Annotated in this window: 10 protein-coding genes and 1 pseudogene; 9 read left to right on the top strand and 2 right to left on the bottom strand. The window is 42.5% G+C overall.

Annotation, left to right across the window (positions count from 1 at the left end):
• Together QYC40_RS17625 and QYC40_RS17620 are read left to right on the top strand one after the other, a co-directional pair.
• A complete protein-coding gene (locus tag QYC40_RS17625) occupies positions 1-903 on the top strand; it encodes a Gfo/Idh/MocA family protein (RefSeq protein WP_301991537.1) in 903 nt (300 codons plus the stop codon).
• A 10-nt stretch (positions 904-913) separates the two neighbouring features.
• Positions 914-2407 carry a PQQ-dependent sugar dehydrogenase gene (locus tag QYC40_RS17620; RefSeq protein WP_301991536.1) on the top strand — a complete coding sequence of 498 codons (1494 nt, stop codon included), beginning with the start codon at positions 914-916 and terminating at the stop codon, positions 2405-2407.
• Positions 2408-2634: 227 nt separating this feature from the next.
• Here QYC40_RS17620 and prfB read toward each other — a convergent pair.
• Positions 2635-3718 (bottom strand): peptide chain release factor 2 gene (gene prfB, locus QYC40_RS17615; protein WP_301991535.1). Its coding sequence is split into 2 segments (ribosomal slippage): positions 2635-3657 and positions 3659-3718, totalling 1083 coding nucleotides; the frame shifts between segments, so codons are not numbered across the junction.
• 71 nt (positions 3719-3789) lie between these two features.
• Here prfB and pgi point away from each other — a divergent pair.
• Both pgi and QYC40_RS17605 read left to right on the top strand, forming a co-directional pair.
• Complete coding sequence (gene pgi, locus QYC40_RS17610; RefSeq protein WP_301991533.1) at positions 3790-5436, top strand: glucose-6-phosphate isomerase; 1647 nt, start codon at positions 3790-3792, stop codon at positions 5434-5436.
• 366 nt (positions 5437-5802) lie between these two features.
• Positions 5803-6774 (top strand): toxin-antitoxin system YwqK family antitoxin, encoded by a 972-nt coding sequence (locus QYC40_RS17605; protein WP_301991531.1) that lies wholly within the window; start codon positions 5803-5805, stop codon positions 6772-6774.
• A 627-nt stretch (positions 6775-7401) separates the two neighbouring features.
• On the opposite strand, the gene QYC40_RS17600 is transcribed toward QYC40_RS17605, so the two are convergent.
• Positions 7402-7647, bottom strand: a complete 246-nt coding sequence (locus tag QYC40_RS17600) for a hypothetical protein (protein WP_301991530.1) — start codon at positions 7645-7647, stop codon at positions 7402-7404.
• Between the two features lie 1229 nt (positions 7648-8876).
• Between QYC40_RS17600 and QYC40_RS17595 the strand changes: the two genes are divergently transcribed.
• The 5 genes and pseudogenes from QYC40_RS17595 to QYC40_RS17575 all read left to right on the top strand — a co-directional run bounded on the left by QYC40_RS17595 (position 8877) and on the right by QYC40_RS17575 (position 13254).
• Entirely contained in the window at positions 8877-11024 is a 2148-nt protein-coding gene (locus QYC40_RS17595; RefSeq protein WP_301991529.1) for a mechanosensitive ion channel family protein, read from the top strand.
• 163 nt (positions 11025-11187) lie between these two features.
• A pseudogene (locus tag QYC40_RS17590) lies at positions 11188-11457 on the top strand (tyrosine-type recombinase/integrase); the annotation flags it as partial.
• A gap of 57 nt (positions 11458-11514) precedes the next feature.
• On the top strand, positions 11515-11781 hold the full coding sequence (locus tag QYC40_RS17585) for a transposase (protein WP_301991528.1): 267 nt from the start codon (positions 11515-11517) through the stop codon (positions 11779-11781).
• Between the two features lie 30 nt (positions 11782-11811).
• The gene (locus QYC40_RS17580; protein ID WP_301993727.1) at positions 11812-12147 is read left to right on the top strand and encodes a hypothetical protein; all 336 of its coding nucleotides are present in this window, start codon (positions 11812-11814) and stop codon (positions 12145-12147) included.
• 498 nt (positions 12148-12645) lie between these two features.
• Positions 12646-13254, top strand: a complete 609-nt coding sequence (locus QYC40_RS17575) for an RNA polymerase sigma factor (protein ID WP_301991527.1) — start codon at positions 12646-12648, stop codon at positions 13252-13254.
• Positions 13255-13268: the final 14 nt, after the last annotated feature.

Here is a 13268-nt window from a genome sequence, read left to right as displayed (position 1 = left end):
ATGACGCTTCAAAAGAAAAAGAAAATAGGGATCATAGGACTTGATTCTATGCATGCTGTCGCTTTAACAAAAGCGATTAATCTAGGACAACTGCCCGAAAGCGAATGTTTTGAAGTAATTGCTGCTTATCCAAAAGGCAGTAAAAATTTACCCTATAGGATCGAGAAAGTGTCTTTGTACACTCAACAAATCCAGGAGCTTGGTGTTGAAGTTATTCTCTCGATTGATTCATTGTTGGAAAAAGTGGATTTTGTTATTCTTACGAGTAACGATGGTCATGTGCACTTGGAGCAAGCTTTAATGGTAATGCGCGCTGGTAAACCTATGTTTATTGATAAACCATTAGCCGGCACGTGGCATGATTCTTTGGCAATAGTTGAGGCTGCTGAGAAATACGCTATACCCATATTTTCCTCTTCCAGTTTGAGATTTATAGAAACTATTGCAAATATCGATGATTATGATCTAGGAGATATTTTAGGTGTTCACACATTTAGTCCCGCACAACTGGAACCAAATCTACCAGAATTGCTATGGTATGGAGTACATGGAATTGAAATGTTATTTGCCATATTGGGCGAGGATTGCAGATATGTTCAAAGGACTTTTACATCTGATTTCGACTTGGTAGTAGGGGAGTGGGATAATGGAAAAATTGGAACTTTTAGGGGCTTTAGAAAGGGAGTGTCAGGGTTCGGAGGGGTTGTGCATGGTTCAAAAGAAAATATGGAGCTTGGTCATTTTAGTGGATACGATAATCTAGCAAGTGCAATACTACGATTCTTCAAAACAGGCCATCCGCCAGTCACTTTAAAAGAAACCTTAAAGATTATTGCATTCACCATTGCTGCCGATGAAAGCAAACTTCGAAATGGAAGTAAGGTAAATCTTCCAAAGATTTAATAATTGAATTATGAAAACACACTTATTATGGAGGGTATTCGCTATTATACTATCAAGCGGAATTTGTGCTTGTAATGGATCCCAAAAAGAACGTTTCAACCAACCTGTTGAGGAAAATATACAACTGGATTCAACGATACTTGCAGTTAGTATTGTTGCAGACAGTTTAGTGGTACCCTGGGAATTGGTTTGGGGACCTGATAACTGGATTTGGGTCAGTGAAGAAAGGGGGCACATTACCAAGATTAATCCAAGAACGGGGGATAAAAAAATAGTATTTCGCCTGCCGATAGGAAATCGGCCAGAAGGGGCACAGGCAATGTTGGTCCATCCAGATCAAGAGAATTTTCCATATCTCTATGTTCACTATAAAAAAATCAAAGAAGACAGCGTAAGGTATAATATCCTTGAGCGCTATACCATTGAAGGCGATACGCTCATAAACCCTAAGGTGTTATTGGAATTTAAAGCAGGGAGAAGCCATTCTGGGTCGCGGTTAGCTTTTTATCAAAATAATAGTATCTTATGGGCAACTGGAGATCAAGCAAAATACGATGCTCCACAAGATTTAGCCAGTCCCGATGGAAAGGTTCTTCGTTTGGACTTGAACGGAAATATTCCTAGGGGTAATCCCTTTCCTAATTCATATGTTTACGCATATGGGTTTCGCAACATGCAAGGAATGGTGGTTACTCCTAAGGGCAGAATTTACACTTCTGAACATGGAGATGCTACGGAAGATGAAATAAACTTGATTCAAATTGGAAGAAATTACGGTTTTCCAATTATTGAAGGTAAAGCAGACAATGAGATCGAAATTGCTTTTAAAAATAAACACGCTACTGTCGAACCGCTTATTAGTTGGACACCAACAATTGCACCTGCAGGGATGGACTACTACGATTCTGACAATATTCCGGAATGGAAAAACAGTCTTTTATTAACGATGCTTAAAGGACAGGGTTTGCGTGTTTTGAAATTAAATGACAAGGGGGATACTATTGTGAAGGAAGAGATGTATTTGGAGAAAGTATTCGGCCGAATCCGCGATATTTGCGTATCACCGGAAGGGGATATTTATATATGTACCACGAATCATGATTGGAATCCCATGACAAGCCCATCGAAGCGTGATGATCGAATTCTGAGAATTAGTAAAGTGAAAAAAGCTGTTAAAAACCCTCTTCAAGCCAATGATTTAAGCCAGAATGTTGGTGCCACAGCAGGAGAGGTTCTGTATCAACAATTTTGTTTTTCCTGTCACAAAGGAAAGGGTGTGGGATTAAAAAACATCTATCCATCCTTAAAAAACTCACAAGTAATATTAGACAAGAAGGGGTTTTTAAACTTGTTGTTAAATGGATCAAAAAAGGGAGAGTATACCATGCCTAACTTCAGATTCCTCACTGACCAACAAATATTAGAAATTGTTACCTACGTTAGATCTTCAATCAATAATATCAATGATGAAATTACAATACAAGAAATTGCAAAATCAAGGTAATACGCATTGATTACTGGTTAATTTTTCTATCTCACGTATCAAAAAAAGCTTAATATATTTAATGCCAGTAAATGAATTCTCATCTATTGGCATTACTCATATCCATTTTCAATATACTCGAGCCTATAGAAAAAATTTAACCCTCCAGCGTAAATATCTATAATCTCATATCTGAACGCTAATTCCCACACAAGGCCTTAATACTAGCTACTAAATACTACCTACTACTACCCCCCAAACTCCATCAAATAAGCCTTCAAGAACTCATCCAGGTCGCCATCCAATACAGCCTGTGTATTTGAAGTCTCATAGCTTGTTCTCAAATCTTTGATAAGTTTATACGGATGTAGCACGTAGTTCCTAATCTGCGAACCCCATTCGATTTTCTTTTTCGAGCCCTCGATTGCGGCCGTTGCTTCCTGACGCTTACGCATTTCAATCTCGTATAACTGAGACTTCAGCAAGCGCAAAGCATTCTCTTTATTCTGTAGTTGCGAACGCGACTCCTGGTTTTTGATGATGATACCCGTTGGTTTGTGGTGTAAGCGAACCGCGGTCTCCACTTTGTTCACATTCTGACCACCAGCACCCCCTGAACGGAAAGTATCCCATTCCAATTCGGAATCTTTCACCTCAATTTCGATATTGTCGTCGACCAAAGGATAAACATACACCGATGCAAAGGACGTATGACGTTTGGCATTCGAATCGAATGGAGAGATGCGCACTAAACGGTGCACCCCATTCTCACCTTTAAGATAGCCATATGCGAAGTTCCCCGAGAATTGTAGTGTAACCGACTTAATGCCCGCTACATCACCCTCTTGGTAATCCTGCTGGGTTACCTTGCAGCCGTGTTTCTCGCCCCACATGATATACATGCGCATCAACATTGCCGCCCAATCACAAGATTCCGTACCACCCGCACCCGCAGTAATCTGCAAGATGGCATCCAGTTGGTCCTCCTCCGCACTGAGCATGTTCTTAAACTCCAGCTCCTCGATATCGGCTAACGCCACTTGGTATTGCTCTTCCAATTCCTTCTCTGTGCCATCGCCGGCTTGAAAAAACTCGTACAGCACACCCGTATCATCAACAGAGTTCTGTACAGCATCAAATTGATCCGTCCATACCTTGTTGTTCCTAATGCCGTGTAGTACTTTTTCTGCCGCTTTGGGGTCGTCCCAGAAATCAGGTTGTAGTGTAATCTGTGTTTCGCGGTCTATTTCCGCTTTCTTCGCATCGATGTCAAAGATGCCTCCTTAGGGAAGTAAGTCGATCCCTCAAGTCTTGAATTTGTTCCTTGGTCATAAGAACAAAGATAATATAAATTTGAGGATACCTTTCCTGTAATCCTTATATTTGAGGAAAACTTGAACTTTATGTTACCAAGAGTAGATTTTACAACAACCCAAGCTTTCAGCTATTTAGCAGACCATTATATCAGTATAAACGAAAAGAACTTGAAAGAGCTGTTCAAGGAAGATCCACAGCGCTTCGAAAAGTTCTCCTTATACCTTAAGGACATTCTTTTTGACTATTCCAAGAACAGAATAGACGAGCAGACGATGGCACTCTTAGTACAATTGGCAAGAGAATGTAAATTGGAAGATGCGATCAAGGCGATGTTCGACGGCGAGAAGATCAATGAAACCGAAGGAAGGCAAGTATTACATACAGCCCTACGAAACCAGTCGGATAAGGCGATCTTGGTAGACGGAGAGGATGTTATGCCATTGGTGCGCGAGGTGTTGCAAAGAATGAAGTCATTCTCGCAGCGTGTTATATCTGGTGAATGGAAGGGCTATACCGGTAAAGAAATTACCGACGTGGTGAATATAGGCATTGGGGGTTCAGACCTGGGGCCAGTAATGGTCACAGAGGCACTGAAATCCTATAAAACTCGGTTGAATGTGCACTTTGTGTCTAATGTCGATGGAACACATATCGCTGAGACCATCAAGCATCTAAATCCGGAGACTACCTTATTCTTAATTGCATCGAAGACCTTTACCACGCAGGAAACTATGGCAAATGCCAATACCGCTAAGGAATGGTTCCTCAAATCTGGGGCGAAGGATAGGGATGTTGCGAAGCATTTCGCCGCATTGAGTACCAACGATACGGGCGTGTCGGAATTCGGAATAGATACGGCAAACATGTTCGGATTTTGGGATTGGGTAGGAGGGCGCTATTCCCTTTGGTCGGCAATTGGACTATCGATCTGCCTATCGGTGGGCTACGATAACTTTGAAGCCTTACTGAAAGGTGCGAATGAAGCTGATGAACATTTTAAGAACACCCCTTTTGAAGAGAATATCCCAGTTGTGATGGCTCTACTGGGCATTTGGTATAATAACTTCTTCGAAGCTGAAAGTCACGCCATCCTTCCTTACGACCAATATTTGCACCGTTTCGCAGCATATTTCCAACAGGGCGATATGGAAAGCAATGGAAAATACATCGACCGCAATGGTAAGCGCGTAGATTATCAAACCGGGCCGGTAATCTGGGGTGAACCCGGAACAAACGGACAACATGCTTTCTATCAATTGATCCACCAAGGAACGAAATTAATACCTTGCGACTTTATCGCTCCAGCTATTTCACACAATCCCATCGGAAACCATCATCAGCTCTTGCTGTCAAATTTCTTTGCACAGACAGAGGCCCTTATGAACGGCAAGTCTGAGGAGGAAGTCGTGGCGGAGCTGGAAAAGGCAGGAAAATCCAACGAGGAAATCGACCGGCTGAAACCCTTTAAGGTATTTGAAGGAAATAGACCTACTAATTCTTTCCTGCTAAAAGAAATAACACCGGAATCTCTAGGAAGCCTAATTGCATTGTACGAACATAAGATATTTGTTCAGGGGATAATCTGGAACATCTTCAGTTTTGACCAGTGGGGCGTAGAGCTCGGAAAGCAACTTGCGAATCAGATTCTACCAGAGCTAAAAGGAAATGAGAACATTGAAAGCCATGACTCCTCAACAAATGGATTGATCAATCAATATAAGAATTGGAGATAAACTGCGTATCACAAGCAACCCTTCGTTCTCTCCGGAATAATAAAAATTCTTTTTAGAGCCAACCCAAATAGCGGGTTGGCTTTTGTTTTCTAACGATGTCTGTATTCAGAGGTGATCAAGCACTTTCATCCCTGTTGCTGTTTGAATGAAAACATGAGAGGGTTTATTTAAAAACACGCCTTAAATCCCTAAACCATTGGGTTTATATGATAGCCCTGATGATGTTCAGGAGAACTATTTATACCTAAACTTAGGTATTTCCCAAGAAAAATATTAGCTCTAATTTTGATGAAATAGACCAGCTATAGCCAAATATCGATCAGTATAAATAGGCGGTCGCAAAAAGGACTCTATAAAGTACATCATATGAAAATAAAAGCGATCCTACTAGGAGCATTGTTGTTGCTGACGTTCGTGTCCATTGCCCAAAACAAAGAATATACAGAATATTACGACAACGGTCAGTTAAAAACTTCGGGCTTTAAAACACCATCTGGACAAAACGCAGGGAAGTGGACTCATTATTACGAAAATGGGAACCCATATATCATTCGTAGCTATGTAAATGGGAAGATTGAAGGGGAAGCCTTTTCCTATTTCGAGAACGGCAATTTAAAGTCTATTGCCTATATGAAGAACGGAGAACCCGAGGGGCAGATAAAGACGAACTATGAGAATGGCAAGCTTAAATCGGTTACGACTATGAAAGGCGGAAAAATGCATGGAGAGGGTAGGCTTTATACGGAGAACGGGAAACTCAAAGCGATAACCCACTATTTAGATGATATGCAACATGGTGAGCTGAAAACTTACCACGCCAATGGCAATGTCGAGTGGGTTATGCAATACGTGAATGATCGAATAGAAGGCGAAGCAAAACTGTTTTTTGAAACCGGCGAATTGAGAAGTGTCGAAAAGTATGCAGGAGGTGTAGTGGAGGGGGATCCCTTGGTCTTTTTCAAAAACGGAAAGCCCGACACCAGACGCCTACAGCTGCGAGAGCAGTTAGAAAAATACGTAACACCAAGTAAGGATATTAACGCAGTCACAGAAGTTGTAGTAACCGAGTGCGAGGTTCAGATTTTCCATAAAACCATCGGAGAAACCGGTGAAAATGTAATAAAATTTCCAACCTCCTTGCTAGAGATCGAGGATCAAGGTGAAATTAAGTATTCCGCGGAGGATGTAATCTACTACAGATATCTTGACGGGGATTATCATATTTCCTCAGAAACGAATTCCACAAGCCCTTGGTTTAGAGTGAAACCCGAGGGTAGGAAGATAATTGAAGAACTGATGAGAAGCCTCAGTAAGGACTGTAATCCTTTTTCGTTGTAAGTTGGTCGGCCGTTTCCATTTTTCAGGAGTTTCTTATTACCGGATCTATGATAACAAAACCCAAATGCTTTCGAGATTTTCGTTTTGACGAGAACAACTTCGAAAACAGGTCCTGCACTAGCAAGAATCATTCATACACTAATAGAGCCGTTAATCAACGGAAAGACTCAACAAAAAGTCGAAGCAGACGAAAGTGACGATTGATCAGAACGCTTTAACTAACCATTACCAACAAGGAAAACTTAATGCAGAGGTGATTGCCAAAAAGACGATCTTTTTACTAAGTTCTTTTTTAAATTAACTACTATAAAGATTGGTCGCTATTGGGAACTCTATTGCTGCGCATTCTACCCGACATATTCTTAAGCGTTTATTTATTCTCTCTTAGACAATAATACAAAGTTTTTTTTATGCGATACTTTTTTTTGCCCACTTGGGAGCATCAATCAGGGTTGCTGGGCGTTCGGGTTGTAACATTTCTGTATTGCTCTAAAGCTGAGATCGAAATTGAGTTTTGGCAGTTGGTCAGAGGTTCGTCTCCTGCCGCTATTAGAGAAATATATTGCATTCATCTATCTCTTGATTTGCGCGATTTCTGGGGATCTGGGCACCGCGGTTTTCCGGAAATTAAGACTGCGTGTTTTCGGCATTCCACGGCTTTGGGTACTGATTTAGCAAGTACTGCCAAATAATCGCTTTGTTCTTGCTCGAATTTAAATTGGGCGTCAAGATTTCAAAGTTGGTACGGTCATCATAAAATTGTAGGTAGCCACGAATGATCCGGCCCGTTTGAGAGGTCCCAGTGAACTCAGCTCCCCTTACGCCCGCACTGGTTGTTTCGCAAAAGGTGGTGATGTCTTTGATTGTTGTCATAGGTTTTTATGGGATAACAGCTAAAGCCCTAAGTTGTTCTCTTGTTAGGTCGCCGAGCCTCTCCATAGGGAGTTCCAGCGTGCTCCAAAATTGCGTAGGGTGACCTAATGGAAGATACGCTAAAAAGACAACTCGTTGCCCTGCTGGATGTTGCAAGATCCAAGATCCGTGCTCCCGCTGGTCTTCGATAAATACGTTTTTTTTTGATGTTTATACATGCTGGAACTGTGGTTTTGCATCGGCATGATTCCTTCGACCACACCTTCTGCACCATGTGTGTAAAGGACGTTCGGCAGCGAAACCGATGGGTTTAAATTCCATGGATTATCGCGCCATGTTTTCTATCAATATAACCAAGCCCGTCCCGGAAATCTGACTTCCATATGTTTGTTGATTGGTCACAAAATGTGTCCTACTTTGTCAACAGATACATTATGAGCCGACGAGTTTAACGGAGCGAATCGTTGTTGTCCGGCGCCGGCGCCGCCTCGTCCGAATGAAAGCAGTAGATACCTTCGTTATACCATGCCATTGGGATGAACAAGCCACCGTAGTGCCTGAAATCTACGGGTCACCGGTCCTGAGAGTCGGTCATCAATTATTTTAGCGCCTAATTAAGACCCTCTCGATCCAAGCTTTTGAAAGGCCTCTGCATAATCAAACTCGACTCCCATTGGATTATTTGTTTCGATTGCTGCTTTAAGACCTACAGGGCTACTGGGGTAGGCCGCCAATGTTTGTTTCGGGGTGCTCTTACTGCGCTGCCAGTTGCCTTTAAGGCGCAGTTATGGAAAGGACGGTTGATGATGTCTCCATTAGAGTAGTCCATGGTATTTGTTTTAAAACCATTTTTTATTCCTGATCAAAAATATGAAGACTTTACAGAAGGTGGAAATCGATGATTTTAATAAACTTGATGCGACTTTATAAGTCTTACTTATATTTTCCCAGAAGAGTATATAAGTATTAACTATAATTTCATGATGTTGCCCCTCCATTACCTCTTCCCTTTAACCCATGCACCCCCGATCAGCTTTTCACAGAAATTCAAAACAATTCCTATAGCACTGGCAGTGCCGTAGGCTGATAAGTAGACGAAGACCAAATTAATTCCATCGAACGATTTATCGCTTGAGCGTGTTATCCTTAGAGTGTGCTGTGTCAGCGTTGGCGTAAGGGGGGGATGGATGTGGGAAGCATGCAGTTTAGAACCTATAAAGATACCGTATATGGATTTGTTAGTTCGCATCGTTAAACCGATGATTTTGATTATATTTTGGTTATTGCTTTTTACGCTTGCTAGCGGACAGCAACAGGATTCTATCTTTAGAGTAGACAGCCTTTCGGGAGGGGATAACTTCACCAACTGGAAAACGTTTATTGCACAGAAAGGTCGTACGTTGGATAGCATTAAACGCAATCAAGCCTGGGAGCGCGCCACGCCGCAAAAGAGTGAAGTGGACACGGCGATAAGGCAGCTTCAATTCCTGTATGCAGACATGCGGAATTTCCAGCAGACGCTCTCACGGGCGAGTAGTAGCGGAATATTGCGAGATAGTGTAGGCAGACCTAAACTGCAAATCGCAGATTCCTCGGTGCAACAAACCGACAGGAAGGATTCCTTGCTGCTGATGGAGCGGGAAGCAAATTATCTGATCAGCGAAATCAGCCATCAGCTCAAACTTTTTGATAAGCTGCGGGAAGAAATCCTTTTGCGTGAATCCAGGCAGGATCCTAGGGAACTATGGATTCCACGGCTTAAGAAAGTTGCCGATAAGAATCTAACCAAGGACGGGGTGAGTGCACCCCTGCTTTCCTTGTCGGCATGGCATGGACAATTCGTCCTTTTGTTGCTGAGTTTCTTATATTTTTATTGGATCTACAAAGCAGCGCGAACATCCAGGCAAAAGGATGAGCTTCCGCTCTACAAGAGCCAGCCCCTGCATATTCCGATTCTCAAAACGGCGTTGCTTTTTCTCATCCTCTTTCCTTTATCCTATCCGACGATCCCCGTATGGACGTTAGAGATCGTATTCTTCGTCATCTTTATTATCATGTATCTTCTGCTTTATAAGGAATTATCGAGCTTTAAGCGCCGCGTAATTCACGCACTATTTTTTTATTATTTGCTGCTTATTCTGACGAATTTATTCTTGCATGAAGGTCCGGTAATACAAGGAACTGCCATCTTGGCCAATGTGGTTGGTATCATTGTATTGTGGAATTTTGGAAAGAAAACTGACAGAGATAATCCTATCGGCTTTCTGCCGATGGCTATCGTCTGGCTACTCATCGGCTGCCATATGGCCAGTGTGCTTCTCAATGTGCTGGGCTACCTTAACGTTGCGCGCATCGCCAGCTTAACGGCCACGCTGGGTTTGGTCCAAGCGCTTTCGTTAAGGACATTCCGGGATATGCTTCTTCATGACCTTGAAAGCAAGTTCGATAGACCGCGTAGTAACTCATTTTTCGCACATATGGACCAGAACAAAGCGCTACGGAGCCTGGATCGGATCATCGTGCTTTGTAGCCTCGCACTGGTATTAGTAGTGCTGTTGTCGAACCTTCATCTATCAAGTGAGGCATGGCGGCATTTACGACAATTTCTTCAAAGGCAACTTACCATAGCAGGGATGAATATAGGCTATGGCGATGTGATTACTGCGGGAGTGGTACTCTGGCTAGCCAATAAACTTCAGCGTTCTCTAGGGACTTTCGTCTCAAGCGGCCGTTCTGCTCAACGCGGCTCGGTGTTCACCCTGCTGCCTTTATTTCGTTTGATCATTGTGGTGATTGGATTCTTGGCGGCTTTGGGGATGTTGGGTTTAGGATTGGATAAGCTTACCGTGATCATCGGAGCCCTTAGCGTAGGAATTGGACTGGGGCTACAGAACGTCGTCAATAACTTCGTCTCGGGTATTATTTTAATTTTTGAGCGGCCCTTTAAGCTTGGGGACTATGTGGAGCTTGCCGATAAAAAAGGACAGGTGGTTGAGATCGGAATTCGATCCAGTACGCTTGTCGCTGATACCGGGGCTCGGGTGATCATTCCAAACGGTGATCTTTTATCCGGGCGGTTGGTTAACTGGACCTTGGTCAATTCAGAGACCTATTTTAACATGACGCTGTCCGTGGAGGAGCCAGTGGATCTGCCATCTTGGAAAAAGGAATTGATAACCTTGGCCAAATCGCAACAGGAGGTCAGTCGAACCGCGCATGTGCGCATTACTACGACGCAAGTCGATGTACAACGTTACCTGCTGTCTATCCAGGTGGCCCTGCCCAGTGAGCAGGTCGAGGTATTCCGCGGCAAATACCTTGAAGCCATCAAGAAGTCCGCCAGCGTGCGGGAATTAAAAGTGTCATCGACGGCGTAGTACAAATAAAAAAAACAGGCATGGAAGAGTCAATTAGACCACGAGAGATTTCAGTCATTGGACAGCAACAAGGAAGCGATACAGATGCTTATAATGAAGAAATCTATCTTCGATGCCGGCCCGGAAAAAAGGTTATGGTGGAGCTCGACAGGATCTGAGCGCATTTTCAAAAGATGGAAAGGTATTTCCTATTCCATCAAATACAGTCTGTAATGATAGCCTAAAGAGAATATCACAACTAATTGACTGCCTGAAAGAAAAGAAAGTAACCTTTCACCTGGCACGCCATACGTTTGCCACACTGTTTTTGAGCGAGGGCGTTCCGCTCGAAAGTTTGAGCAAGATGTTAGGGCATAAGAATATTGCTACTACACAGATTTACGCCAAAATACTCAATGAGAAAGTTGGTAAGGATATGCAAAAGGTATTGTAACCCTCCCGAAAATTCGGACTTTCTGAAACGCGAAAATTCGTAACTTAGAACAGTACAATGAAAAAGACAAGAATCAGCGAGAGCCAGATCGTTTCTGCGATCAAGCAACATGAATCGGGTAAAAGCACTTCGGACATCTGCAGGGAGTTGGGTGTCCACCAAGCCACCTTTTACACTTGGAAGAAGAAGTATTCCGGGATGGACAGCCAAGAGCTGCGCCATATGAAGGAACTGGAGGAAGAGAACCGCCGTCTCAAGCAGATGTATGCGGATCTTGCCCTGGACCACAAGATCCTCAAGGATGTACTCTCAAAAAAGTTCTGAGGCCCTGCCAGCGCAAGGATATGGCTGCTTATGTTATTTCTATGCACCAGATCAGCATCAGCAGGGCCTGCAAGGTTGTCAACCGCCCAAGTCGATGTATTATTACAGGAACAGGAAGGACGACAGCGAAACGATAGCGAAGCTCCGAGAGCTGGCCGATCGGTATCCAACCGAAGGACAGGACCTTTACTATTCACGTATCCGACACGAGGGACTGAAGTGGAACTACAAACGAATCCGCAGGGTGTATCAACTCTTGGGGATGAACCGTCGCAGAAAGGTCAGGAGACGACTTCCAGCCCGGGTAAAGCAAGGGTGAAGTTTTTTTTCTTAAAATCCTTAACACATTGTTTACCTGTGTTTTAACTGTTTTTTCGAAGGTGGCTAACTGATCAGCAATTTCCTGGTAACTCAATTCTTGTTTGCGACTTAATTCAAATACCTGTCGAATCTTAGTAAGCAGCTTTCTACCGCTTCTGCAATTATCGTTTCTATTTGTTTTAATGCGGATGACTTTTCTTCGAGGGCATTGCTAGTATGTACTAGACCTTGAACTGTTTGAGTAGGGTACCTTGTGGAACCATTTAAACCCCTATCAAACCCGATTCAAGATGGGTTTGATAGGGGTTTACATTGGTTTGAAAGGGGAGTGAGTTGGCGTTGTTGAATATGGTTTGGAGGAAGAGTGGTGAAGGGGAACAGCGATTTTTAGAAATAGAACTACCGGATCGAACTGCAGCAGGGAAATCTTCAAATAGTGTCTCGCCGTAGACATACCTTAATATTTTAATCATATTTTCTTAACCTTTCGGTTGCATTAAACACGGAGATTTGAATGGGCTTAGTTAAAATTATTAACGAATTATGGAAATCTGTATCGACAAAAAGTTAGTTTCTCAAATTAATAATACTGACAAAGGTGCCTTTGATCGATTATATGAATTATATTGGGAGTATTTATTATCGCTTGCAATAAAGAAAACTGGGGATGTCGAAATCTCTATGGATTTGCTACAGGACCTTTTTGTTGATTTATGGGAGAGGCGGACAGAGCTAAAAATAGAAGTCGCGCTAAAGCCGTATCTAACCTCGGCTTTGTACTTTAAGATCTTTATGTACTTCCGTAAGAAAGGCATAGCGGAATCCCATGTCATGCTGTTTAAACAAATGATTCAAGAAGAGACAGTTGAACAGATTGACTTTGAACAAGATATAGAAAAACAATATGCTGAATTGATGCTTGCAATCGATCAATCTGTTACTCAGATGCCCGAGCGGATGCAGGTCGTTTTTAATTTACGATTTCGCGATAGCCTTAAGATTAATGAAATAGCTGAAAAGCTGGACATATCATCCCAAACTGTCAAAAACCAATTACAAAAATCACTACAGTTTCTTCGGAAAAAAATTTCTCATAAAAATATGGAATTCCTGTCCGGTATACTTTTCGTACTGTACGTCCAGCAAGCTTAATTTTTTAAAAATAA

The organism is Sphingobacterium sp. BN32 (genome assembly GCF_030503615.1).
Taxonomy (GTDB): Bacteria; Bacteroidota; Bacteroidia; order Sphingobacteriales; family Sphingobacteriaceae; genus Sphingobacterium.
The sequence above is the reverse complement of the archived record's forward strand: the minus strand, read 5'-3'. Positions and strand labels throughout refer to the sequence as shown.

What these genes read in the sequence shown, in the direction of transcription:
- QYC40_RS17625 (WP_301991537.1), top strand. Translation starts at nt 1, where the DNA reads ATGACGCTTCAAAAGAAAAAGAAAATAGGGATCATAGGACTTGATTCT.
- QYC40_RS17620 (WP_301991536.1), top strand. Translation starts at nt 914, where the DNA reads ATGAAAACACACTTATTATGGAGGGTATTCGCTATTATACTATCAAGC.
- pgi (WP_301991533.1), top strand. Translation starts at nt 3,790, where the DNA reads ATGTTACCAAGAGTAGATTTTACAACAACCCAAGCTTTCAGCTATTTA.
- QYC40_RS17605 (WP_301991531.1), top strand. Translation starts at nt 5,803, where the DNA reads ATGAAAATAAAAGCGATCCTACTAGGAGCATTGTTGTTGCTGACGTTC.
- QYC40_RS17600 (WP_301991530.1), bottom strand. Translation starts at nt 7,647, where the DNA reads ATGACAACAATCAAAGACATCACCACCTTTTGCGAAACAACCAGTGCG.
- QYC40_RS17595 (WP_301991529.1), top strand. Translation starts at nt 8,877, where the DNA reads ATGGATTTGTTAGTTCGCATCGTTAAACCGATGATTTTGATTATATTT.
- QYC40_RS17585 (WP_301991528.1), top strand. Translation starts at nt 11,515, where the DNA reads ATGAAAAAGACAAGAATCAGCGAGAGCCAGATCGTTTCTGCGATCAAG.
- QYC40_RS17580 (WP_301993727.1), top strand. Translation starts at nt 11,812, where the DNA reads ATGTTATTTCTATGCACCAGATCAGCATCAGCAGGGCCTGCAAGGTTG.
- QYC40_RS17575 (WP_301991527.1), top strand. Translation starts at nt 12,646, where the DNA reads ATGGAAATCTGTATCGACAAAAAGTTAGTTTCTCAAATTAATAATACT.